Raw genomic sequence first — 22,290 nt, 5'->3', positions numbered from 1 at the left:
TTTCATGTTGTGAAAGCTCAACGCGGCTCCGCAACTGTCGAGTCTTGGCTGATCAAGTAATGTTGTGTTGAGTACAAAGGGCCCTGTGGGGCCCTTTTGCCATCCGGGTTTTAATCGGAGCCAGCCTTTACTTGGTCAGTTATCAGTTGGGCCAGTATCCGCACAGGTTCGGTAAAGCTGTGCCGAGACCGATGTACTAGCCCTATGTCACGATGAAAGGTGTGCTGTCCGAGATCAAGCGCACGTACACCTGCGGGCCATTCCTCATGGGGGGCTGTCTGCGGCACTAGAGCTACACCGACACCATTCTCGACCAGCTTGATAATGGCCTCCAGTTCATCCAGCTCGCAAACCTCCCTTAGTGTGAAATGCATCTGCCGAAGGAAGCGATCCACCTGCCTACCCCCGAATGATGATCTGTCGTACCGAATGAACGGTTGGCTGGAAAGAAGTTTCGACCAATCTTCTCCGGGCATTTCACGCGGCACAATCAGTCGATAAGACTCAAGCGCCAAGGTCGTCCAACGTAGATCGCTTTGAAGTGAGAAGGGTGGTACTACCGCCATGTCGATCTCGCCCGCATCCACGAGGTTGACGTCGCATCCCAAACAATCCTTGATAATCGCCAAGGCCTTATCGACGAGCGTGACGGGTTTAATCAGGCCCGTAACCGATACGCCCCGCCGAGATGTTAGGAAAACCAGGGCGGTATCTCTCGTAGTTTGACGCGTCGGAACGCTGAATGGCGCTCAAACCGTTGAGTCCTGGCTGACCAAGTGATTTTGGTTTGAGTACAAAAAGAGCCCAATCGGGCTCTTTTTTGTAGTTATTCCTAGGGTAGCGACCAAGCGCGGACTCTCCAGGAGTCCCCTCGTAAATTGAGTGCGGATTTGGGGATTCGGGAGCCTCTCCAGCCAAAGATGATCCAACACGAGCACTGGCTGCGCAACCGCCCCCTGTCGTGAGCTGTTGTCCATACGGATTCACAACGCGTTTGTCCTGACGATTTGAACGTCGCATGGACACGCTTTCTGATGGCAGGCAGCGTATCCAGCGTCCAGGCTTCTGCACCAGGAGTCAAAAAGCTTCGGAACGCTGGATCAAGCAGTTCATGTGGTTTCAACGTCCCGCCCCTTTTTTCTCATGTAAGGAGGCGCCTCAAATCGACGCGCCTTTCACGAGGGACTACAACAAAATGGCGCTACAACCAGGCTTTGATTTGCGCACAAACGGCCGGTGTTGAGATGCCATACCGGTCATGCAGCGTCGGCAATGCGCCCGCATCCAGAAATGCGTCGGGCAAAGCGATTTGCCGGAAGGTAGGCGTCACTCCGTTACGCAGAAGTAACCCGGCAACAGCCTCGCCGAGTCCACCGATAATTGAGCTGTTTTCGGCGGTTACTACCAAGCGTCCGGACTTGCGGGCTTCGGCCAGAATGGTCTGTTCATCCAGCGGCTTGATGGTTGGCACGTGCAGCACTGCGACATCGATCCCGTCCGCCTGAAGCTGCTTTGCTGCTTCCAATGAACGCATGGTCATCAGCCCCGTAGAGATGATCAGGACATCATTACCGGTGCGCAGGGTCTTAGCTTTACCGATCTCGAACTTGTAGCCGTACTCATCCAACACCAACGGCACATTGCCCCGTAGCAAGCGCATATAGACCGGGCCTTGGTGAGCGGCGATTGCAGGCACGGCCTGCTCTATTTCCAGCGCGTCGCACGGATCGACGATCATGAGGTTTGGCATTGCGCGGAAGATCGCCAGGTCGTCCGTGGCCTGGTGGCTCGGGCCGTACCCGGTGGTTAGGCCGGGCAAGCCGCAGACAATCTTGACGTTGAGGTTTTCCTCGGCAATCGCCATGCAGATGAAGTCATAGGCGCGACGGGAGGCAAACACGGCATAGGTAGTAGCGAAGGGCACGAAACCTTCCCGGGCCATACCTGCAGCCGCGCTCATCAGCAACTGCTCGGCCATGCCCATTTGATAGAAGCGATCCGGATGAGCTTTGGCGAAGATGTGCAGGTCGGTGTACTTGGACAAGTCGGCGGACAGGCCGACGATATCCGGGCGTTGATCCGCCAGCGCAGCTAATGCATGCCCAAAAGGTGCCGACTTGGTGGCTTGGCCTTCGGAGGCAATGGAAGCGATCATCGCCGAGGTAGTCAGGCGCTTTTTGATCGGCTCGGCATTCGAAGTCGGCGTGTTAGCGGCGTTGCTCATTGGTCTTTTCCTTCTTCAAGGTTGCTCAGTGCCAGATCCCACTCGTGTTCTTCCACGCGAATGAAATGCGTCTTCTCGCGGGTTTCCAGGAAGGGGACGCCTTTGCCCATTTTGGTGTCGCAGATGATCACGCGGGGTTGGGCGCCGGGATGATTGCGTGCGGCATCGAAGGCGGTGACGAGTGCATCAAGGTCATTGCCATCGACGCGCTGAGTGAACCAACCAAATGCTTGCCAGCGATCGACGATGGGTTCGAACGACAGGATTTCACTGGAGTAACCATCGGCTTGTTGGTTGTTGACGTCGACGATGGCGATCAAGTTGTCGAGTTTCCAATGCGAGGCCGACATCACCGCTTCCCAGGTCGAGCCTTCATTCAACTCGCCGTCCGACAGCAGGTTGTAAACGAAGGAGGGCGAGCCCTTGCGCTTGAGGCCCAGGCAGGCACCGACCGCGATACCCAGGCCCTGGCCCAAGGAGCCACCGGTGATTTCCATGCCCGGGGTGTAGGCGGCCATGCCCGACATCGGCAGACGGCTGTCATCCGAACCGTAAGTTTCCAGCTCGTCGAGCGGGATGATTTCGGCTTCGATCAAGGCCGCGTACAGCGCAATGGCGTAGTGACCGATGGAGAGATAGAAGCGATCACGCTCTTCCCATTCAGGATCTGCAGGCCGATGGTTCATGGCATGGAAGTAGGAGACTGCCAGCAGGTCGGCAGCACCGAGGGCCTGGCCAACATAGCCCTGTCCCTGTACTTGGCCCATTCGCAGCGCATGGCGGCGAATGTTGTGCGCGCGTTCAACCAGGGTCGTAGATGAAGCGAGTGAAGGATTAGTAGTCATGGTGAAACTCCATTAACTCAACGATTGACCAAGGCGGCAGGGATGCGCAGTACCAGAGCGGCCCCCGCGAACAGCACACCAGTGATCAGGTACATGCCGATGGCGCTTGAGCCGGTGATTGTGGTGATCCAGCCGATCAGATAAGGCGAGCAGAACCCTGCGAGGTTGGCGAAGCTGTTGACCGCTGCGATGCCGGCGGCGGCAGAAACGCCCCCAAGCAGCGTGGTCGGTAACATCCAGAACAATGAGGTCGCAGACAAAATGCCGGATGCGGCCAGGCAAAGACTGAGGATCGACAGGGTTGGATTTCCCCCCATTAGCGCCGCTAGGCTAAGGCCGATAGCGCCAGCAATCATCGGTACGATGAGGTGCCAGCGGCGCTCGCGATGCTTGTCACCACTGCGTCCAACCAGCAGCATGGCGGCAATGGCGCAGAGGTAAGGCAGGCTGGTCAGAAAGCCGATGTGTAGTGGATCGGAAACGCCTGAATTGCGTACTAGAGTGGGCAGCCAGAAGGTGATTGCGTACTGTCCCATCACCACACAGAAGTAGATGGCAGCCAGCAACCACAGACGACGATCGCGAATGAATTCACCGACTGAGGCATGGGTGACTTTCTGCTGATCGTCTTCAGCCAACTCCCGAGTGATCAGGGCTTTTTCTTCGTCATTGAGCCAGGTGGCCTGATGCACGCCGTCTTTGAGGTAGCTCAGTACCAGAAGACCGACAACGACCGTGGGTACAGCCTCCAACACGAACATCCATTGCCAGCCTGCCCAGCCATGCATGCCGGCGAAGTGATTCATGATCCAGCCGGAGAGGGGGCCACCCACCATCCCCGACAGAGGAATGGCGATGAACCACAACACGGTCATGCGTGCGCGACGATAGGATGGAAACCAGTAGGTCAGGTAGAGCAACAGACCAGGCGCGAGACCGGCTTCGGCAATGCCTAAAAGAAAGCGAAGGGAGTAGAACTGCCAGGCGGTTTCGACGAAGGCGAACAGAGCGGAAACGATGCCCCAGGTGATCATGATGCGCGCGATCCAAACACGCGCGCCGACCTTGTGCAGGATCATGTTGCTGGGCACTTCGCACAGGAAGTAACCGATGAAGAACATGCCAGCGCCAAGCCCGTAGACCGTTTCGCTGAGCGCCAGATCGTTCATCATCTGCAGCTTGGCAAAGCCAACGTTGACGCGATCAAGGTAAGCGCACAGGTAGCACAGCATCAGGAAGGGCATCAAACGCCAGGCTGTTTTCCGGTAGGCGTTGGAACGCACGGTCGAAACCGCTTCGAGCGACAGGGTAGTCATGATGGTCTGATCTCTTGTTTTTATTGACTGCCAGGCCATGAGGCCCGGCTACGTCATCGATCCAGAACCGCACGAGCCGCACAGGCCCGCCCAGGTGTACTCAATGAATCAGCATGCCGCCGTTCACATCCAGAGTGATGCCTGTGAGGTAAGAGGATAGGTCGCTGGCCAGGAACAGGGCGGCGTTGGCGACATCCTGTGCTGCACCGAGTCGGCCCAACGGAATGCCGTCAATGATCGCGTGGCGGCGATCGTCCTGCATCAGGCCGCCGGTGATGTCGGTGTGAATCAAACCAGGGGCGATGGAGTTGACGCGAATGTTGTCCGGCCCCAGTTCACGTGCCATGGCTTTGCCCAGGCCCAGCACTCCGGCTTTGGCCGCACTGTAATGAGGGCCACCAAAGATGCCGCCGCCCCGCTGAGCAGAAACGGAAGACATGCACACAATGCTGCCGGAAGATTGTTGGCGCATGTGCGGAATCACGGCCTGCGACATCAGCAGGGTGCCGCGCAGACTGACGTCAAGCACCTTGTCGTAGTCAGAAGGGCGGATGTCCAGGGTCTTGAGTGGCTGAGTAATGCCGGCATTGTTGACGAGGACGTCAATGCGGCCGAAGTGCTCGATGATTTTGGCAACGGCCTGCTGAACCTGCGATTCGTCAGCAACGTTGGCCGCCAGACCGAGATGACCTTCGCCTAAGGAAGCAGCGGCATCACGGGCAGCGGACTCATCCAGGTCAAGGATCACGACGTGAGCGCCTTGTTGCGCGAAAGTGGTCGCTGTAGCGCGGCCAATGCCACGGGCAGATGCGGCACCGGTGATGATTGCGACTTTGCCTTGGAGAAGCATGGAGGAGCACCTCAAATTGTTTTTATTGGGTCGATCCGTCAAGAACCGATGACTCAGCTTGTTCTCCAGGGATGGTCTGAGCAATAACGCGAATGTCATTCGATGCTGAAAAAAATTCAGCACTCGTCAAGGCAGTTGTCAGGTGATTGAATGAAAGACAAATCCAATAATCGTAAAAAATGCAGTGGGGGTGCCATGCGCACAGATGCTGATACACCAATCATCCTGCCACCGCTGAGAGCAATTCAGGCCTTCGAGCAAACGGCGCGCTTCGGGAATGTTGCCAGGGCGGCGGAAGTATTGGATTTAACGCCATCAGCTGTGAGTCACCAACTGGCCAAGCTTGAGGGGATGATAGGCAGGCAATTATTCGTTCGAGCGGCCCGTGGTGTCTCACTCACTCCGGTGGGGGAGCAGTACCTGAAAGAAGTCTCCGGGATCCTACATAGCCTTGCAGTGGCAACCGAACGCGCGGCCAGCGATGTCAGTCTCGATTGTCTGCGGCTGCACTCATCGCCGAGCTTTGGCCTGCTCTGGTTAATGCCGCGATTGGAAGCGTTTCGTGCAAGTCACCCCGACATCCAGCTCAACTTGTCATGCTCGTACGAGTCACTCCACTTCAGCCGGGACAAGATTGATGTGGATATCCGCCATGGCATGCCCAACTGGCCAAGTTATGAGGTTCGCACAGTACAAAATGAAAAGTTCGCCGTACTCACCTCACCGAAATTGCTTGCGCAACGACCTATCCGAGTTGCGTCGGATCTACTCGACTGTGATTTGGTGTTGTCTGAAGCCACATTGCTAAAGTGGCCACAATGGTTCGCCCAACATGGTTTGGCTCGCCCGGAAAGACCCTACGCATTGAGCTTTGATCGATCCTATATGTCATTGGAAGCAGCCAGCCATGGACTCGGATTCGCATTGGAGAGCACGTTGCTCGCGCAGAAGTACTTGGCGTCCGGCACGTTGGTCGAAGTTGCGCCCGAATCACTCAGCGCCCCTGTGGCCGCTCACCATTTAGTGTTCCCAAAGGCGCATTCCGGCTTTCCGCGTGTACGGCGCTTTTTGGAGTGGATGGAAAGTGAGTTGGGACATGAGTTCGCGTACTGAGCGGTGCCGAGATGGAACGCTAGAGAGGGATACTTCTTCGTCTTGGAGTGAGCGTGGAAAGAGCATCAATTGTTGATCTCTCAGAGAGCCACACCATTCAGCAAAAGGTGTATTCAGCACTTTTCGCCTATGCGCGACCTGGCCTCACGTAGTGCCGCCTTCAGCTCGCCGACGAGGCATTCCCGCGCCTCTTCACGTATTGGCTGCTGCTTAGCCTGATTGCGTAGTTGAACCGCGATTAGCTAAACCATTAGCGCGGGGTGGGCTGAGTACCCTTGTCCTGTAATGTGGGACTGGTACTGCGAACTCCGGCCTTGATGTAAAAATCATCTCCCATATTATGATATTCCTCCTAAGAAACTATGAGGGGTTTCCGATGGACGCAGGCAAAGGCACCGCATCATTAGAAAAAGCCTTTGATCTACTCGAAGCTATCGGGCTAGCACCTGAGGGGCTCGATAGTCAGCTGCTTGCTGCCCGAGTAAATCTTCCGCGCTCAACGCTTTACAGATTACTTGGCCTACTGGTCGATCGCGGGATGGTTCGGCGCGATCCAACAAGTAAACGCTACCGTTTGGGTTTCCGTTATTTGGAGATGGTTCGGGGTGCTTGGTTGGAACCAGATTTGGTAGCCGCCGCTAGCTTCGAACTGAGATCGTTGCGAGACCTTACTGGCGAGACCGCATATCTTGCTATCCGAGAGGGAGATCAAGTTCTCTCCCTTGAACGTTGTGATGGTGCTCATACTCACCGCTCCGCCGCTGCCATGGGCCAGAGCAAGCCGATGTATTGCACAGGCCAGGGCAAGGCCATCCTGAGCGCCATGGGTGGCCGAACAAGCTGAAAATCTATTCAGTCGGGCGTCATAAGTACCGATAGTGTCATGTCGATGAATTCTTCGTTCCGGTTGATCGTCGTCAGGGCGCCGCGAACATTGTTTCCAACCTCACCTGCGCCACGCTGTTCGAGATACGTTCCTTCCCACCTATCTTCAAGCGCAAGGAAAGCGGCGCCGGGCGGTCTGTTACAAAATATATTTTGTGCCCCCCCCCTTGAAAATGAAAAAACGAAACGGAGTTATTATATTTGATACCAAAAAAAAGCAGGGATCTGCGCTCACACGGTTTTTTCAGATTTCCAGAGGCTTTGGGCCGCGTGGTGTGCGGTAGAAATCGTAGAACTCACGCTGGATGGGATGAGTATTCTCATCTAGCTGATGTACCGTACCGCTGGTGTAGAGAGTTTTACCGCCAGTGAATTCTACATCACGCTGCTGCGCTGCTTGCGCGATGATGTCCTTCCGTTGCTCAAGCGTCTGCGAATGCTTCAACCCATTACGATTGGCTGCGCCCATGTCATACATGCTGACTGTTGCGATGGCTTTCATGCGCGGGTCGATCTTGGCCGCGCTGATGACGAAGCTGCCGCTGCCACAGATGCCGATCGCGCCAATCCGCTCTTTGTCGATGAAAGGCTGTGCACCGAGAAAGTCTATTGCTGCACTGAAGTCCTCGACATAGATGTCCGGCGAAACTGCGTTTCGCCTTTGCCCCTCGCTTTCACCCCAGAATGAAAGATCCAGGGACAGTGTCACGAAGCCTTTCTCCGCCATTTTCGTGGCATAGAGGTTAGCGCTCTGCTCCTTGACCGCTCCCATCGGATGGCCAACCACAATCGCAGGGCTCTTCGTTTTACCGTCTAGGTTTTTCGGGATGAACAGATTCCCTGCCACATTCATTTGATATTGGTTTTTGAAGTTGACCTTCTGCACGGTCACTTTTTCGCTGGTATAAAAATTATCCGCGCCGTTGGACATATCGGCTCCTACTGCTGAGAGTGAACTGACAAGAAGCGTTAATAGAACAATGAGCTTTTTCATTGGAATCCTTGTTGATGCGGAGTCATCAGTCTTTAGAGAACAGCACTTGCACATCCCCGCGCCCTAGCGCCTGAGCCAGGTCAGCGGTGTCATCCACTCGCCCAAGGCGCGTGTAGGAGTACGTCGAGTCGAACGTTGAATAGAAGACGACCAAGGTGTCCCCGCCATACAACATCAAGTCGCCGTTGCGGATCGTTCCCGGTTTGCTTGCATCGGCAGGCAGGTTTTCTGGAAGACTGGCGTGTTTTTCATTGCGGTTCAGATCGCTCATGTCGAGCGTTAGCGGTAGTCGCTTGGCAAATGCACGAGCGGCGGCGTTGTCGACCAAGGTAATGGCGAAGCGTTGTTCCCCGATGGTCATCCACATGCGAAATTTCTCCGGTATCGACGACGCCGACGCGGCATCATTCACAGATACATAACTACCCAACACGAGCATTGCAGACAGCAAACCAAGCCAACGAAGTGTCCTCATGACCCGTCTCCCCTAAAGTTGCATAGCTCAAGCGGATTGAGGTGTTGTTGAACGGAATGTCAGCACCGTCACAAATGCGGCAAGCAGCAGCACGGCTGCGCTCACGACGAAAGTGCTCTGGTAGCCGCGACTATCGAACAGCAGTCCGCCAACGGTGGAGCCCAGGGCGATGGCCAGTTGAATCACCGCCACCATCAAGCCACCTCCGGCCTCGGCATTTTTTGGTAAGGCCTGTGCGATCCAGCTCCACCAGCCCACAGGGGCCGCAGTTGCCAGCAACCCCCAAAATCCAAGCAGTGCGCCAACGACAACGACGGAGGTTCCAAAAGGGATCAGTGCCAAAGCAATCAACGCCATCAGCACCGGTATGACTATCAATGTCCGGAATAGACCGCGTCTTATGAAAAGGCCGATGATCAAAGTCCCGATAAAGCCCGCTATACCGATCACCAGCAGGACTAGCGACAGCGTGGATACGTCGACGCGCGTCACCGTTTCGAGGAAAGGCCGCAGGTAGGTAAACAGGGCGAACTGCCCCATGAAGAAGGCGCCGCATCCGGCCATGCCGAGCGCAACGGAACGGTTCCTGAGCAACTTCAAGACGTTGCCGGTTCCCGGTGTGCGCGGCTCTACCTTCATGGTTGGCAGGCTGATCCACAGCCAGATGAACGCACCCGCCGCTATTGGCACGAGGCAAAAGAAAGCGCCGCGCCAACCGATGATCGAGCCCAGATAGCTGCCCAGCGGGGCGGCGATTACGGTAGCCAATGCATTGCCACCGTTGAAGATGGCCAAGGCCTTGGGCACCTGCGTGGCAGACACCAGCCGCATGGCCGTCGCAGCGGACATCGACCAAAAACCTCCGATGACCACACCGATAAGCGCACGACCGACCATGTACGTCAGATAATTGGGTGCCAGCCCGACAATCGCGCCGGAGACAGCCATCAGCCCAGCAAGTGCCAGCAAGAGTGTCTTGCGGTTGAGGGTTCCGGCTATCCAAGAGATCGACAGGCTGGTCAGCACAGCGAATGCCCCGGAGATCGCAATGCCTTGACCTGCCATCCCTTCGGTAACATGAAGATCAACGGCCATCGGCGTCAGCAGGCTGACAGGCATGAACTCCGAAGCGATCAGCGCGAATACACAAAGCGTCATTGCAAAGACGCCGCTCCAGCAAGCAGGAACATCGTTTGTTGAGGAAATAGTGCCCATCGGGGCCTCAGGTACATTCGTATTCATGCCGGCAATGGTGACGAATGAACACTCGGGCGACTAGCTAATGAATGCTTAACATGGTTATAAGTACAGCTAATCAATAGACTAAATAGACGGTTGCACAATGGCCAGAAGGAATCTCAACGATTTGCTGTCTTTCGTGACAGTAGCGCGAGAAGGCAGCTTTACGCGCGCAGCTGGAGTACTGGGCGTTACGCAGTCTGCAATAAGTCAGGCCATCACCGGTCTGGAAGCACGTCTGCAAATCAGATTATTGACGCGCACCACGCGTAGCGTTTCGCCGACAGTAGCGGGGGAGCGACTGCTGCAAGCGATCGGCCATCGCTTCGATGAAATCGAAGCGGAACTTGATGTCTTAACGGAAATGCGCGACAAGCCAGCCGGCACGGTACGCATTACCTGCGGTGATCACGTTCTGCGGACAACGTTGCTGCCCAAGCTCACCGCATTGCTACACGAATACCCGGATATCAAGGTCGAATTCGACGTCAATTACGGATTCAGAGACATCGTAGCGGATCGTTTTGATGCGGGTGTGCGCCTGGGTGACACCATCGACAAAGACATGATCGCAGTCCGAATTGGGCCGCCGTTACGTATGGCCGCTGTTGCCTCCCCAACATACTTTGCCGCTCATGCCATTCCCAAAAGTCCGCGTGACCTTATGAGCCATATCTGTATCAACCAGCGGATGCAGACATCGGGTGGACTCTATGTATGGGACTTTGAACGGCGCGGAAAACAATTGAACGTACGAGTAGATGGCCAGCTCATTTTCAACACGTCGACCCACATTGTGGATGCTGCACTGGCCGGGCTGGGCATTGCCTACCTTCCGGAAGAGGAGTTTGAACCTCATCTCCAGGAAGGCCGGCTGGTGCGGATGCTGGAAGATTGGTGCCCACCATTTTCTGGATACTATTTGTACTACCCTAACCGTCGGCAGCCCTCTCCGGCGTTTTCGCTAGTTGCCAACGCGCTGCGCGAAGCAATCTAGATAACGCGATTTACTGATTCAGATTATCTTTGCCACAAGCAAATTCGCGCCATCCCCTACGCTTCGTAGTAGATAGTAATCGGCAGAACATAGATCGCGATGTATGAAACGACTAGCATTTGAATCGCTAGACCCATATAGCTTGAACATAGCCTGTTATTCCTAAAATCTAGTACAAAGCAATTTTATAGTGCGTTTTAATCTATTCGGATTTTCTGAATTGATTGGAGCACTTGTCTTTGAAAACTACGGCGCTTTTACCTTTTGGCTTTGCGTTACTGGCTACATTCTCGACGGCTTTCGCGGGCGCCACGCTGGATCGCGTAACCAGCAGCGGGGAGCTGAGCGGCGTACTGATGGAAAGCTATCCGCCATTCTCCTTTCTCAATGAACAGAACCAACTGGACGGGTTTGATGTGGATGTCGCCAAGGCCGTTGCGCAACGGCTAGGGGTGAAGCTGAAGCTACAAACACCGTCCTGGGATGTCATCGCAGCCGGACACTGGAACGGACGATATGACATCTGCGTCTGCTCGATGACCCCGAGTAAGGCGCGGGCCGAAGTGTTCGACTTCCCGGTGGAGTATTACCAGTCACCGGCTGTGATCGTGATAAACGCCAAAGACAAGGGCATTGTCACTGGCAAGGATCTTTCAGGTAAAAAAGTCGGTGTGATCAGTGCGTCGACCTATGAAGCCTATTTGAACAAGGATCTGGTGATTGAGGGCGCCGAGGACAAGCCGTTGAGCTATCCATTCGAAAGCGTCCAGGTCGCGCCATACGACAACGAAACGGTGGCCTTCCAGGATCTGGCCTTGGGCACGGGCGTGCGCCTGGATGCCATGGTCACCAACCTCATCACTGCTCGTGAACGCATCGCACAGGATCCTCGCTTTAAAATTGCGGGCGACACGCTGTATGCAGAACCTAACGTGGTGGCGATTGAAAAGGGCGATCCGCAATGGAATGCCAAAGTCACTGAGGTCGTCACCCAGCTCAAGGCCGACGGCACATTAAGCAAGATTTCACAGAAGTGGATCGGTGCCGATATCAGCCAATGACAGCCCTCAATCCACACCCCGCCAAGGCGGCTGTCGCCTCCGAAACCGAGGAGCCTCGTTTAAGCCAGCTACTTGGTTTTCGCACTCGTTTGTATTTGACCTGGGCAGCGCTGTTCGGCTTGTGCGTTATGTTTTTCATGAGCTTCGACCTGAAGTTCTCGATCATTCTGCAGAAGTTGCCCAACCTGGTCGGCGTACATTTGGGGCCTGACGGTTTTTTGCAAGGCGCCGCGCTGACGCTGTTTTTGTGCTTCTGCTCGATCTGGCTTTCGTTGCTCCTTGGCTTCGTGACGGCGCTGGCTCGCCTGTCTCGCAGTGCGGTGGCTTTCGGTATTGCCAGTTTCTATGCGTCTTTTTTTCGCGGTACTCCGCTGCTGATCCAGATCCTGCTGATCTACCTGGGGTTGCCGCAGTTGGGTGTTGTTCCAGGCGCCATCAGCGCCGGGATCATTGCGCTCTCGCTCAATTATGGTGCCTACCTCAGCGAGATTTTTCGTGCCGGCATCATGGCTGTGGCACCTGGACAGCGCGAAGCGGCGATGGCCTTGGGGCTGAGACCGGCGGCAATGTTCCTGCACATCGTCCTGCCGCAAGCCATGCGCACGATTATTCCCCCGACAACCAGTCAGTTCATTTCAATGCTCAAGGACTCATCGTTGATATCGGTGATGGGCGTCTGGGAGGTGATGTTCCTGGCGCAGTCGTACGGTCGCTCGTCCTACCGCTACATCGAAATGCTCACCACCGCAGCCGTGATCTATTGGCTCCTGTCCATTGGACTGGAGTTGATACAGAACCGTCTTGAACGCCACTACGGCAAAGGTTTCAAGAATCAGCGGTGACCCGCCAAATTCAATGATTTGTACAGGTACCAAGATGTCCGATCCAAAACCCCTGTTGTTTGCGCTGTATGAACAAGCGAGCGTTGGCTGTGGCGGCGCGCCAAGTCTCTGGACGCACCCAGCTGATGAGCGACTGTCCATCAACTCTCTGGGCTACTGGTCTAACCTGGCACGTGTCGCCGACCAGGCTAATCTCGATATGTTGTTTTTTGGTGATGTGCTGGGCTTCTACGATGTGTTTGGCGGAAATGCCGACGCGGCCATGAAGTGGGCGGTGGAAGCACCTGCCAACGATCCGTTGATGATCATCCCGGCATTGGCCGCCGTGACGGAAAACCTGGCCTTCGGTGTCACTGTTACCACCAGTTATGAGCATCCTTTCACCCATGCCCGGCGCTTCAGCACGCTGGATCACCTGACCAATGGCCGGGTCGGTTGGAACATCGTCACCTCCTACCTGAACAGTGCCGCTCGCAACTTCGGCCTTGAGCAGATGATCAAGCACGATGATCGTTATGAACGCGCCGAGGAGTTTCTCGATGTCGTTTACAAACTTTGGGAAGGCAGTTGGGCAAACGATGCTGTGGTTGCCGACAAGTCTCGCCAGGTCTATGCCAAGGGCGATCGCGTGCGACCGATCGATCATGTTGGCGAACATTACAGGGTGGCCGGGCCGCATTTGACGTCGCCGTCACCGCAACGCACACCCTTGCTGATCCAGGCCGGCTGGTCAGGCCGTGGTCGTGAGTTTGCGGCGAAGCACGCCGAGCTGATTTTTATCGCCAAGTCCAACCCGCTGGAAATTCGCCAGGGATTGGAAGATATATGGACACAGGCCAGGGCACGGGGTCGTCACGCTGAGGATGTTAAATCACTGACAGTACTTCGGATCGTCACGGCTAAGACCGAGATCGAAGCCCAACGCAAATATGATGAACTGCAAAGCAACTATCACTTGCAGGCGCAACTGGTGAGTTATGCCGGCGATACCGGTATCGACATCAGCCGCTACGCGGACGGCGACGCGTTGTCGACTCACACCGAAGGCATGACCTCCTATGTGATGCGCCCCGATGGCAGTGGCACGCCTTTGACCGCCGGTGATGTCAAACAGCGCTTTGCCAACGTCACCCGTGGCAGCGATCTGATTCTGGTGGGTACGCCGCAGCAGGTGGCCGATCGCATCGAAGAGCATGCACGGATCTCCGGCACCAACGGCTACATGCTCAACCCGCTGATTAGCCCGGGTAGCCTGGAGGATTTCGTTGAACTGGTCATCCCTGAACTGCAAAAACGTGGCTTGTATCGTACCCAGCCACAGAGCGGTACTTTCCGTTCCCGGTTACGGATCGATGGCGCCAACCATTTACCGGATACAGCCTACGGAGCCTCGTTCCGCTTTGATGAAGGTTTCTAGGATAGATGCGCCTGTCCCGCTGAGTAGAGTCAACACATTATTCTTGAACTCGTTGGGAGTGAAATCATGAGTCAGGGAAATCAGACCGGTTTGGTTAGCGGCCAACAGAACTAGGGCATCGTCTTTGTTCAAAGCGGTTGTAGGTGGCGTTGCTCATGATGAAGTCCTTTTGAGGTCGGCGATGTTGTTGTTCAACATGGGCTCAGATTTAGGGGGGCGGTGAGGAGGAGAAAAGATGGAGGAAATGGGTTCACTGTCAACCATGGCGGAACAATTCAAGGTTTTTTTTACTTTCGAATTGATTGCGCCTGGTTTAAATCCAGACTGAACAATGTCTGTAGACACCGACGCCGAATTGACTGCTGAAGCAAGATTGACCCACCTATAAATCTGTAAAAATCTCGCGTAGGCAATTGGTTCGAGAGGAACAGACTGGGTCAGTGACATCTCGGCAATTGGCTCAATTCGACGTTGGCGCCAACATACTCGACCTTCACTGACATGATCATGTCTCCTAGGTGTGAGCCAAGGGTTAAAAGTGGATTTCAGCGGTTTTGAGGCCTAGGTCTCGAAGCTCGGCAATCAAGTCATCCAGATGCCCAAAAGACTCGACCTCCTCGTTGTCATCAACCAAGAAAAAACTCCTGCCAGCGTCCTTCTTGAAGAACACAATCCACTCCTTGGGGTTGGTCGGGTTCGCGATCACATGGGAGTCGAAGGTCACGCCTTCGGCATGTTTGGTTTTCACAGTTTTACGATTCATATCGTCACCACGCTACGCGCGCTCTCAAAATTATCTATTTTCAGTGTATGCCCGCCAGCTCCATCTGAGCTTTCACTTTAAACGTCTCCAGCCGCACGACGCAGTGGTTCAAAGGCTTTTCAATTATAACTGCATGTTAATACTATGCACATACACTCATTGAGGAGCGAGCCATGATTGCGATAGGTGAGGCATGGAAGGCGGGACTGTTGGGTCGAAAGCACTGGCTCAGCAATATGGTGTCTGGCGTGATAGTCGGGGTCGTGGCGCTCCCCCTGGCAATGGCTTTTGCCATTGCATCTGGCGTCAAGCCTGAGCAAGGCATCTACACCGCAATCATCGGCGGCCTGCTGGTTTCACTCTTTGGCGGAAGCCGCTTGCAGATTGCCGGCCCGACAGGTGCGTTCATTGTGATTCTGGCGGGAGTCACGGCCAAGCATGGCGTTGACGGTCTTCAAATCGCTACGATGATGGCGGGCGCCATGTTGTTCTTGCTGGGTTTTGCCCGGCTTGGGGCAATTATTAAGTTTATCCCCGATCCGGTGATCGTCGGATTCACCGCAGGAATCGGCGTGATCATCTGGGTTGGACAGTGGAAGGATTTTTTCGGTTTACCGACGATCAGTGGAGAACACTTCCATGTAAAGTTCTGGCATTTGCTCCAGGCCTTCCCTGATCTTCATATAGCCACCACCCTGCTGGCTGCACTCAGTCTTTTCCTGGTAATCACCACCTCCAAAATCCCCGGTCTCAAACGGGTGCCTGGCCCGCTAGTCGCAATGGCGGTTGCTACGGCAATACAGTCAGCTTTTCATTTCCAAGGGGTAGCCACGATTGGCAGCGCATTTGGTGGCATTCCTCAAGGTCTTCCAGCGTTAAGCCCGCCTGAAATCACGCTGTCTCGCGTCATCGATTTGATTGGCCCAGCGTTCACTATCGCCATGCTTGGAGCTATCGAATCGCTGCTGTCGGCAATGGTGGCCGATGGCATGGCGGGCACTAAGCATGATTCCAATCAAGAGCTGATCGGGCAGGGGGTGGCTAATCTGGTCACGCCATTGTTTGGTGGTTTCGCCGCTACCGGAGCCATTGCCCGTACTGCAACCAATATCCGTAACGGCGGCACAAGCCCGCTGGCCGGCATTACGCATGCGGTCACCTTGTTGCTGATTATTCTGTTTCTGGCACCTCTAGCCTCAAACATCCCACTGTGTGCCCTGGCCGCCATTCTTTTCGTGGTCGCCTACAACATGAGCGAGTTAAAACACTTCAAGCGCATGCTCCAGCGAGCCCCACGCGCAGACGTGTCTATCCTGCTCATCACCTTCAGCCTCACCGTGTTCAGTGACTTGGTGATCGCCGTGAATATCGGCGTCATTCTGGCGATGCTGCAGTTCATGCGCCGCATGGCCTCATCTGTCGAGGTGCAGCAGATAGTCGAGCACGAACTTGAAGAAGAGTTAAGAGCCAACGGCCATGTTCGCTTGCCGCCAGGGATACTGATTTATACGATAGAAGGGCCACTGTTCTTTGGTGCAGCTGAGACCTTCGAGCGTGTGTTAACACAGACCCACACAGACCCACGTCTGCTGATTATCCGTCTGAAGCGCGTACCGTTTATGGATATCACGGGCTTGCAAGTGTTGGAGGAGGTCATTCAGCAGCTACACCAGCGCAATATCGTGGTGAAACTCTGCGAAGCGAACACGAAGGTGCTCAACAAGCTCGATAGGGTGGGTATCCTGCAAGAAATCAGCCCGGAGCACTATCACGCCGACTTCAATACCGCGCTGGCTAAAGCTGTCAGTCACGTTGAGGGTACGTCGACCCTCTAGAGAACAACTGCCAGTGTTGGGTTATGACTTGGTACTGGCGGCATGCTTGCTCTTGGTCGAATAGCTGGCGCCGTGAGTATCCAGGTAGTCACGAATCAACTGGCGGACTACCTGCGAAGACGTCAGGTCTTGTGCTGCACAGAGTTCCTCGAAAGCTTTTTTCTTGATGGGGTCAATGAGCACGGTGAGGCGCGCAGTCTTGCTTTCCATGGGGTATTTAATCGCTCAAGTCGCTGGATGTTAATCAAATTGTAATTGCCTTGTTCTGTGCTGTCACTGCACAGGCGGATTGCCGCTCAGCACCCGTTGTTCTTGCTGATTGTGTCCAAAGCACCACGATCGTTGCCGGCGACCTCCGCTGACCCGCGCGGCTCGACCCAGAGTGTCAGCTCCATGATCGCGGCTTCGAGGGCGAGCTGGTTTTGATTGATCTTGAAGAGTAGGGAAGGGAGTAGGTCTGCGTTCGACATTGTGATTCCTCCGTGGAGTAGGTCAGCGTAGCAGGAGGGTGTTATTTCCGTTCAAGCAGCCTGGCGTCTGCGGTCACCGCTTCCATTATCGAAACCAGTTCTGCAGCGGTGGTTCACTACGTCATCCCATTTCCGACAGCTAGCTTTGCCATAAGCTGTCCGGCGGCGTGAGCCGTACGGATTTTCAGGGGCGGGCAAGCAGTAGCTTGAATCCAGCGGCTCCAAAGACTGTCGCGAGTGTACCCTCGATCCAGCGGCGAGCCTTCCGGTACCCCCGTACCATGGGGGCGGTAGAGAAGACGATGGCGTAACCACAGAAGATCGTGATGCTGAGCATGGCGCACCCCGAAAGAATGACTGCGACTGTCACGGGAGATGCCTCAGGCCCCAGGCCGAGGGTCATCGTAGCCACCCATCCCAGCAATGCTTTTGGGTTTGTGATATGCATCAGAAGACCCCGCTGATAGAGCTTGAAGCCCGTAACGCTAGGGACAGCCGCCACCTGCTGCGCAAGACGCTCGTCGGTAGTCAGTGCGGATCGACCTGCTTTTATGGCCAGGAAGAGGAGGTAGATGCCTCCTGCCACTTTGAGGACGACAAGTGCCTGCGCATACTGCGTTAGCACGGCAGAGACGCCGGTGGCCGCCAATATTCCCCAGAAGAACGACCCACTTATAACACCTGCCGCGAGCGACAACGCCGACCGCCGGCCTTGGTTCATGGCAACGCCCATGATCCGCATATTGCTAGGGCCAGGACTTGCCGCTCCGATGATGTACGCGGTAAAGACAATCAGCAGGTTGTGGACATCGATCACGTTCATGTTCTCCCTTATAAATCTGCGCGAGGTTTCAAACCCCAGAAGCCATGCGATAGCGCAGGATGTGGGCCGGGCGCTACTGAACCTCCTGCAAACCACTGAGTGTTAGAGTTCCCGTGTGGGACGGTGTAGCTCCGTTACCGACATGGTGAACACCAGTTTGGACTTCCCATTATTCGAATAGCTATGGGGTACATCTGTCTTGGCTACTGCTGCGCTGCCCTTTGTAATGATCAGTTCGGTTTCGCCTACCTCAAGATGAAGCGTCCCTGACTCCACATGGAATAGCTCAGTTGTGCCCTGAGGGTGTCCTGAGGAGGCAAACGTTTCACCGGGATACAGCTCCCATCGCCAAAGCTCCAGCATGTTTGGGCCGCTGGTTCCTGCAAGGAGGCGGGCGGATCCCCCGGATGGCCCTGTCCAGAGTGTAGGAATGTCTTGGCTCTTGATCAGGTGAGCCGATGGAGTGTCGGCCACATTCACCACGTCCGCTACTGACAGCCCAAGTGCAGCCGCGATTTTGCACAGGATGGCTATGCTCGGATTGGCGGTGCATTTCTCTATTTCAACCACCATCCCCTTGCTCACGCCGGAACGGCGAGATAGTTCGTCCAACGTGATTTTTTGCTTCTGCCGCTCTTGTTTGAGCCTGCGGGAAACAGCCTCACTGACCGTCTGAACGTCGGCACCTGGGTCGGTCGATATATTGACTTTATTGGTCATTGTTAGCTAGCATGATTTTCAATTTATGGACTTGGGGATTCTCTGATGCTGTCCGTACTGCCGTCAATCAGCGAAGACGTAGCCAATCTGGCTCCCGGCTTCAGAGCGTTGAGCATTGTGGTTGAAGCTGCGCCAATAACCAATCCTGACATCGCCTCAAAGGCGCTGGCGCAGGCATGTAAATCAGTCCAATCGGGCGATGTAGGCTGGGCAGAAGCTCACCTCACAGCTTGGGCAGACGTCTTCCGTAAATTCGGCGCTAAGCCGCAACGTACTCCATGCTCCGCCGAGGCACTGCGCAAGCGCGTATTACGCGACGGCAACTTAGCCAGCATTGATCCCGTAGTGGATCTCTACAACGCCATCAGTATCGAATATGCAATCCCTGTTGGAGGGGAGAATGCAGAGGCCTATGTGGGCTCTCCGCGTCTAGTAGCTGCTGACGGTACTGAAGTGTTCGACACCATGAAAGAAGGCGTGCCGGCACAGGAGTTTGCCGACCCTGGCGAAGTCGTTTGGCGGGATGATCAGGGCATCACTTGTCGTCGGTGGAATTGGCGTCAGGGTGTTCGTACCAGGCTCAATGCTGATGCAAAGCACATGTGGTTCATCCTGGAAAGCCTGCCGGCGATGCCATTAGAAGCCGTAACAGAAGCTGGAGATAAGCTGATAGAGGGACTGGAGCTGATGATGCCCGGCGCCCGAATTGAGAGCACCCTGATCGAGGCGACTCCCTCTTAAATCTTGGACAGAGAGATGAATAATGTTCGACGGACTTAGCGCATTCCCTTTAACCCCTATGAATGAATCAGGGGTAGACGAGCAAGCCTTCGCCCGTCTCGTAGAAAACCTCGTGGCAGCAGGTGTGTCTTCGATAGGCGCCCTAGGGTCGACAGGCAGTTATGCATACCTGTCCCGAACAGAACGTCAGCGTGTTGCTCAACTAGCAGTCGAGACTGCGGGCGATATCCCCGTCATGGTGAGCATTGGGGCCTTGCGAACGCGCGACGTGCTATTGCTGGCGGAGGATGCGCAGAAGTCAGGCGTTAAAGCATTATTGCTTCCGCCGGTTTCCTATCAAAAGCTGACGGACGACGACGTTTACTCGCTATATGAGGCCGTCAGCTCCAACATCTCTGTTCCTTTGTGCGTGTACGACAATCCAGGTACGACTCACTTTGAGTTCAACGACGAGCTTCATGGACGAATCGCCCATCTACCAAATGTCCGTTCTATAAAGATCCCTGGTGTCCCTCACGCTCCCGAGGAGGCTAAGGCTCGGGTTGACCGTCTTCGAGCAGTCATTCCAAGTCACGTGACCATTGGCGTGAGTGGGGATGCATTCGCCGCTACAGGCCTGAATGCAGGATGTGAGGTCTGGTATTCCGTCATAGCTGGCCTTTTTCCCATCACTGCAAAAGCTATCACTGACGCTGCCCTTGCTGGGGATGCCGCAGAAGCAACCCGCCTTTCTGAGCGGCTGCAACCTTTATGGTCGTTGTTCGGTGAATTCGGTGGCAGTTACCGAGTCATTGCGACAGCGGCTGAGCTCCGTCACTTCACCACCATGCCGAGCGTCCCCTTACCGCTGAGAACTATCAGCGGAGAAGGGCGGCAAAAAATTGCACGGGTAATTGACGAGCTTGAGTTGAGCTAAAAAATTGGCGTGTTGAGTCCCTCTGAGGGGAGGCCGACTCGGTAGGGGCGACGACCTCTTAGCGGTAGTGAAAATTTCGGCACTAGGAGCAACGTCAATGTACATCCCTCCCCAGTTTGAAGAGTCTCGCATCGAAGTGCTGCAAGAAGTGATCATGCGAAATCCATTTGGGTCGCTCGTCACTCACTCTGCCGACGGGATTGACGCAAATCATCTCCCCTTTGTACTCGAGCTTCGCAGCGGAACTCTCGGGATGCTGTATGCGCATGTAGCGCGCAATAATCCTCTGTGGCATGAAATCCCACAGGGCAGTGAAGTGTTGGTGATATTCCGAGCCCAGGATGCATACGTATCGCCGCAATGGTACCCCAGCAAACATGATTTCCATCAACAAGTCCCCACGTGGAACTATCGGGTCGTGCACGCGTTTGGTCGAGTTGCGTTTCGCGATGATGCTCGGTATGTGCGTGGTGTCGTCGCAAAGTTGACCCAGGCGAACGAAGCTTCTCAGCCCACACCTTGGAAGATGACCGATAGTTCCGAAGAATACATAAGTGCGATGCTTAAACAGATCGTCGGCGTTGAGATCGAGGTCACTCGGCTCGTGGGGAAATTTAAACTCGGCCAGGACGAGGAAGTTCGTGATATTCGCGGGGCAGGCGAAGCTCTAATTCAGCGAGATGGTAGGTGTATTGGGATGGCGATGCTTGAGTGCGCTAATGATAAGGATGCTGAGGGGATTTAGGGTCGCGAATGTGGCAAATGTTGCTAACCGGTTGAGCTAGAACCGGTTGCTGATCGTCTCGAAACAGCTTCATGGGTGGCAAGGTTTCGAAACTCCAGTATCCGTTACTTCCTAAATTCGGTGATGCGTTTGCCCGATCACTCGGGTGCCATCAGCACGGTGGTGTCCAAAGCACCGCGAACATGACCAGCAGCCTCCGCTGAACTGCGCCGCCCGACCCACAGCGTCAGTTCCATGATCGCGGCTTCGAGGGCAAGCTGGTGCTGTTTGATCTTGAAGGGCAGGGAACAGGCTCGCTCTCACATTAGGGGTAGGGGGTGGAAAACAGGGTTAGTCTGTGGAAAATACAAATGCCAGACAGCGCTAAGGGGAGCCGAGGCTCCCCTTTAATTTTGTCGTTGCGCGTGCTCTTTTTTTGTTATTGAGGGGCGGTCTGTTTTTGTTTTTGGAAACCGTGACCCTTTACCGCTGTTTTTGTCGATCCCCATCCGGGATCAAGAGCAAACGTATTTTTTTGAGCGCTGATCTACTTTTTCGCTGAGCGAGTCAACCAGTTCGGGAGCTACCTGAGGGTAGTTTTATTGTTCTCTGCCCGGTTGCGGGTTACTCCGAAAAGCACCCTGAAAAGCACATCTTCTCCAAAAAAATCTGTTCGCTGCGTCTCTGCCGTGTTGTTTTTGTTATGTCAGAGTCGTTACGTCTTGTTTTTATCAGGTTTGCCGCTTTTTTTGTTTTTGTTATGCAATAGACATAGCAGGCCCCGTGCCAACTTTTTGAAACCCTTTAAAATCAACGACTTGATATGTTGTCGGGTTTTCCAGTCGGGCAAAGCCTGACAATTTGTTTCCGTGTTACTCGCTTTTGCCCACGTTTTCGGCGATGCGGTAACACCCGCAGACCTCACTGTGCGCTGCGAGCCTTGGCCACGCGCGAACCGGTCGGACGCCCCAGTACCGTAGAAATCTGCTGACCCGCCAGAATCAATGCGTCCATTGATACTGACTTCACCGGCACGACAT

Annotated in this window: 21 protein-coding genes and 4 pseudogenes; 10 read left to right on the top strand and 15 right to left on the bottom strand. The window is 54.9% G+C overall.

Going from position 1 to position 22,290, the window contains the following annotated elements; all coding sequences use genetic code 11:
* Positions 1-110 precede the first annotated feature (110 nt).
* The 5 genes and pseudogenes from CKW19_RS01505 to CKW19_RS01485 all read right to left on the bottom strand — a co-directional run.
* Positions 111-596, bottom strand: a pseudogene (locus CKW19_RS01505) (LysR substrate-binding domain-containing protein); the annotation flags it as partial.
* A gap of 605 nt (positions 597-1,201) precedes the next feature.
* Positions 1,202-2,224, bottom strand: coding sequence for a transketolase family protein (locus CKW19_RS01500; RefSeq protein ID WP_095056225.1), 1,023 nt, complete (start codon positions 2,222-2,224; stop codon positions 1,202-1,204).
* Positions 2,221-3,069, bottom strand: a complete 849-nt coding sequence (locus CKW19_RS01495; protein WP_095056224.1) for a transketolase — start codon at positions 3,067-3,069, stop codon at positions 2,221-2,223. Before CKW19_RS01495 ends, CKW19_RS01500 begins: the two co-directional genes overlap by 4 nt.
* 17 nt (positions 3,070-3,086) lie before the next feature.
* Positions 3,087-4,385 (bottom strand): MFS transporter, encoded by a 1,299-nt coding sequence (locus CKW19_RS01490; RefSeq protein ID WP_095056223.1) that lies wholly within the window; start codon positions 4,383-4,385, stop codon positions 3,087-3,089.
* Positions 4,386-4,485: 100 nt separating this feature from the next.
* Positions 4,486-5,235, bottom strand: coding sequence for an SDR family NAD(P)-dependent oxidoreductase (locus CKW19_RS01485; RefSeq protein ID WP_090455942.1), 750 nt, complete (start codon positions 5,233-5,235; stop codon positions 4,486-4,488).
* Positions 5,236-5,430: 195 nt separating this feature from the next.
* Between CKW19_RS01485 and CKW19_RS01480 the strand changes: the two genes are divergently transcribed.
* Positions 5,431-6,348 (top strand): LysR substrate-binding domain-containing protein, encoded by a 918-nt coding sequence (locus CKW19_RS01480; protein ID WP_095056257.1) that lies wholly within the window; start codon positions 5,431-5,433, stop codon positions 6,346-6,348.
* Positions 6,349-6,724: 376 nt separating this feature from the next.
* Positions 6,725-7,192 carry an IclR family transcriptional regulator gene (locus CKW19_RS01475; protein WP_256580282.1) on the top strand — a complete coding sequence of 156 codons (468 nt, stop codon included), beginning with the start codon at positions 6,725-6,727 and terminating at the stop codon, positions 7,190-7,192.
* Between the two features lie 306 nt (positions 7,193-7,498).
* Here CKW19_RS01475 and CKW19_RS01465 read toward each other — a convergent pair.
* From CKW19_RS01465 to CKW19_RS01455, 3 genes and pseudogenes are all read right to left on the bottom strand, one after another.
* A pseudogene (locus CKW19_RS01465) lies at positions 7,499-8,227 on the bottom strand (alpha/beta hydrolase); the annotation flags it as partial.
* A gap of 25 nt (positions 8,228-8,252) precedes the next feature.
* On the bottom strand, positions 8,253-8,702 hold the full coding sequence (locus CKW19_RS01460; protein WP_095056222.1) for a cyclophilin-like fold protein: 450 nt from the start codon (positions 8,700-8,702) through the stop codon (positions 8,253-8,255).
* A 27-nt stretch (positions 8,703-8,729) separates the two neighbouring features.
* Entirely contained in the window at positions 8,730-9,917 is a 1,188-nt protein-coding gene (locus tag CKW19_RS01455; RefSeq protein WP_095056221.1) for an MFS transporter, read from the bottom strand.
* 127 nt (positions 9,918-10,044) lie between these two features.
* Between CKW19_RS01455 and CKW19_RS01450 the strand changes: the two genes are divergently transcribed.
* The 4 genes from CKW19_RS01450 to CKW19_RS01435 all read left to right on the top strand — a co-directional run bounded on the left by CKW19_RS01450 (position 10,045) and on the right by CKW19_RS01435 (position 14,258).
* Positions 10,045-10,938: a LysR family transcriptional regulator gene (locus tag CKW19_RS01450; RefSeq protein WP_095056220.1), complete on the top strand. Its 894-nt coding sequence runs from the start codon at positions 10,045-10,047 to the stop codon at positions 10,936-10,938.
* 356 nt (positions 10,939-11,294) lie between these two features.
* Positions 11,295-11,999, top strand: a complete 705-nt coding sequence (locus tag CKW19_RS01445) for a transporter substrate-binding domain-containing protein (protein ID WP_256580285.1) — start codon at positions 11,295-11,297, stop codon at positions 11,997-11,999.
* Entirely contained in the window at positions 11,996-12,841 is an 846-nt protein-coding gene (locus CKW19_RS01440; RefSeq protein WP_095056218.1) for an amino acid ABC transporter permease, read from the top strand. Before CKW19_RS01445 ends, CKW19_RS01440 begins: the two co-directional genes overlap by 4 nt.
* Before the next feature lie 34 nt (positions 12,842-12,875).
* A complete protein-coding gene (locus CKW19_RS01435) occupies positions 12,876-14,258 on the top strand; it encodes an LLM class flavin-dependent oxidoreductase (protein WP_095056217.1) in 1,383 nt (460 codons plus the stop codon).
* Positions 14,259-14,282: 24 nt separating this feature from the next.
* On the opposite strand, the pseudogene CKW19_RS28955 reads toward CKW19_RS01435, so the two are convergent.
* Together CKW19_RS28955 and CKW19_RS01425 are read right to left on the bottom strand one after the other, a co-directional pair.
* A pseudogene (locus CKW19_RS28955) lies at positions 14,283-14,415 on the bottom strand (hydrolase); the annotation flags it as partial.
* A gap of 375 nt (positions 14,416-14,790) precedes the next feature.
* A complete protein-coding gene (locus tag CKW19_RS01425) occupies positions 14,791-15,021 on the bottom strand; it encodes a hypothetical protein (RefSeq protein WP_095056216.1) in 231 nt (76 codons plus the stop codon).
* 173 nt (positions 15,022-15,194) lie between these two features.
* Here CKW19_RS01425 and CKW19_RS01420 point away from each other — a divergent pair, with 173 nt between their 5' ends.
* Positions 15,195-16,856: a SulP family inorganic anion transporter gene (locus tag CKW19_RS01420; RefSeq protein WP_095056215.1), complete on the top strand. Its 1,662-nt coding sequence runs from the start codon at positions 15,195-15,197 to the stop codon at positions 16,854-16,856.
* 21 nt (positions 16,857-16,877) lie between these two features.
* On the opposite strand, the gene CKW19_RS01415 is transcribed toward CKW19_RS01420, so the two are convergent.
* The 4 genes from CKW19_RS01415 to CKW19_RS01405 form a co-directional block, all read right to left on the bottom strand.
* Complete coding sequence (locus CKW19_RS01415; RefSeq protein WP_095056214.1) at positions 16,878-17,066, bottom strand: ribbon-helix-helix protein, CopG family; 189 nt, start codon at positions 17,064-17,066, stop codon at positions 16,878-16,880.
* 86 nt (positions 17,067-17,152) lie between these two features.
* Entirely contained in the window at positions 17,153-17,326 is a 174-nt protein-coding gene (locus CKW19_RS28810) for a hypothetical protein (RefSeq protein WP_177408761.1), read from the bottom strand.
* Positions 17,327-17,510: 184 nt separating this feature from the next.
* Positions 17,511-18,149 (bottom strand): LysE family translocator, encoded by a 639-nt coding sequence (locus CKW19_RS01410; protein WP_095056213.1) that lies wholly within the window; start codon positions 18,147-18,149, stop codon positions 17,511-17,513.
* Between the two features lie 102 nt (positions 18,150-18,251).
* Positions 18,252-18,869, bottom strand: a complete 618-nt coding sequence (locus tag CKW19_RS01405) for a helix-turn-helix domain-containing protein (RefSeq protein ID WP_095056212.1) — start codon at positions 18,867-18,869, stop codon at positions 18,252-18,254.
* Between the two features lie 45 nt (positions 18,870-18,914).
* Here CKW19_RS01405 and CKW19_RS01400 point away from each other — a divergent pair, with 45 nt between their 5' ends.
* From CKW19_RS01400 to CKW19_RS01390, 3 genes are all read left to right on the top strand, one after another.
* Positions 18,915-19,610, top strand: coding sequence for a B3/4 domain-containing protein (locus CKW19_RS01400; RefSeq protein ID WP_095056211.1), 696 nt, complete (start codon positions 18,915-18,917; stop codon positions 19,608-19,610).
* 22 nt (positions 19,611-19,632) lie between these two features.
* Positions 19,633-20,526 carry a dihydrodipicolinate synthase family protein gene (locus CKW19_RS01395; RefSeq protein WP_095056210.1) on the top strand — a complete coding sequence of 298 codons (894 nt, stop codon included), beginning with the start codon at positions 19,633-19,635 and terminating at the stop codon, positions 20,524-20,526.
* 97 nt (positions 20,527-20,623) lie between these two features.
* Positions 20,624-21,271, top strand: a complete 648-nt coding sequence (locus tag CKW19_RS01390; protein ID WP_095056209.1) for an FMN-binding negative transcriptional regulator — start codon at positions 20,624-20,626, stop codon at positions 21,269-21,271.
* A gap of 900 nt (positions 21,272-22,171) precedes the next feature.
* Here the strand turns inward: CKW19_RS01390 and CKW19_RS01385 are convergent.
* Positions 22,172-22,270: pseudogene (locus CKW19_RS01385) on the bottom strand (hydroxymethylglutaryl-CoA lyase); the annotation flags it as partial.
* Positions 22,271-22,290 lie beyond the last annotated feature (20 nt).

This window comes from Pseudomonas sp. Irchel s3f7 (assembly GCF_900187615.1).
Lineage (GTDB): Bacteria > Pseudomonadota > Gammaproteobacteria > Pseudomonadales > Pseudomonadaceae > Aquipseudomonas.
The sequence above is the reverse complement of the archived record's forward strand: the minus strand, read 5'-3'. Positions and strand labels throughout refer to the sequence as shown.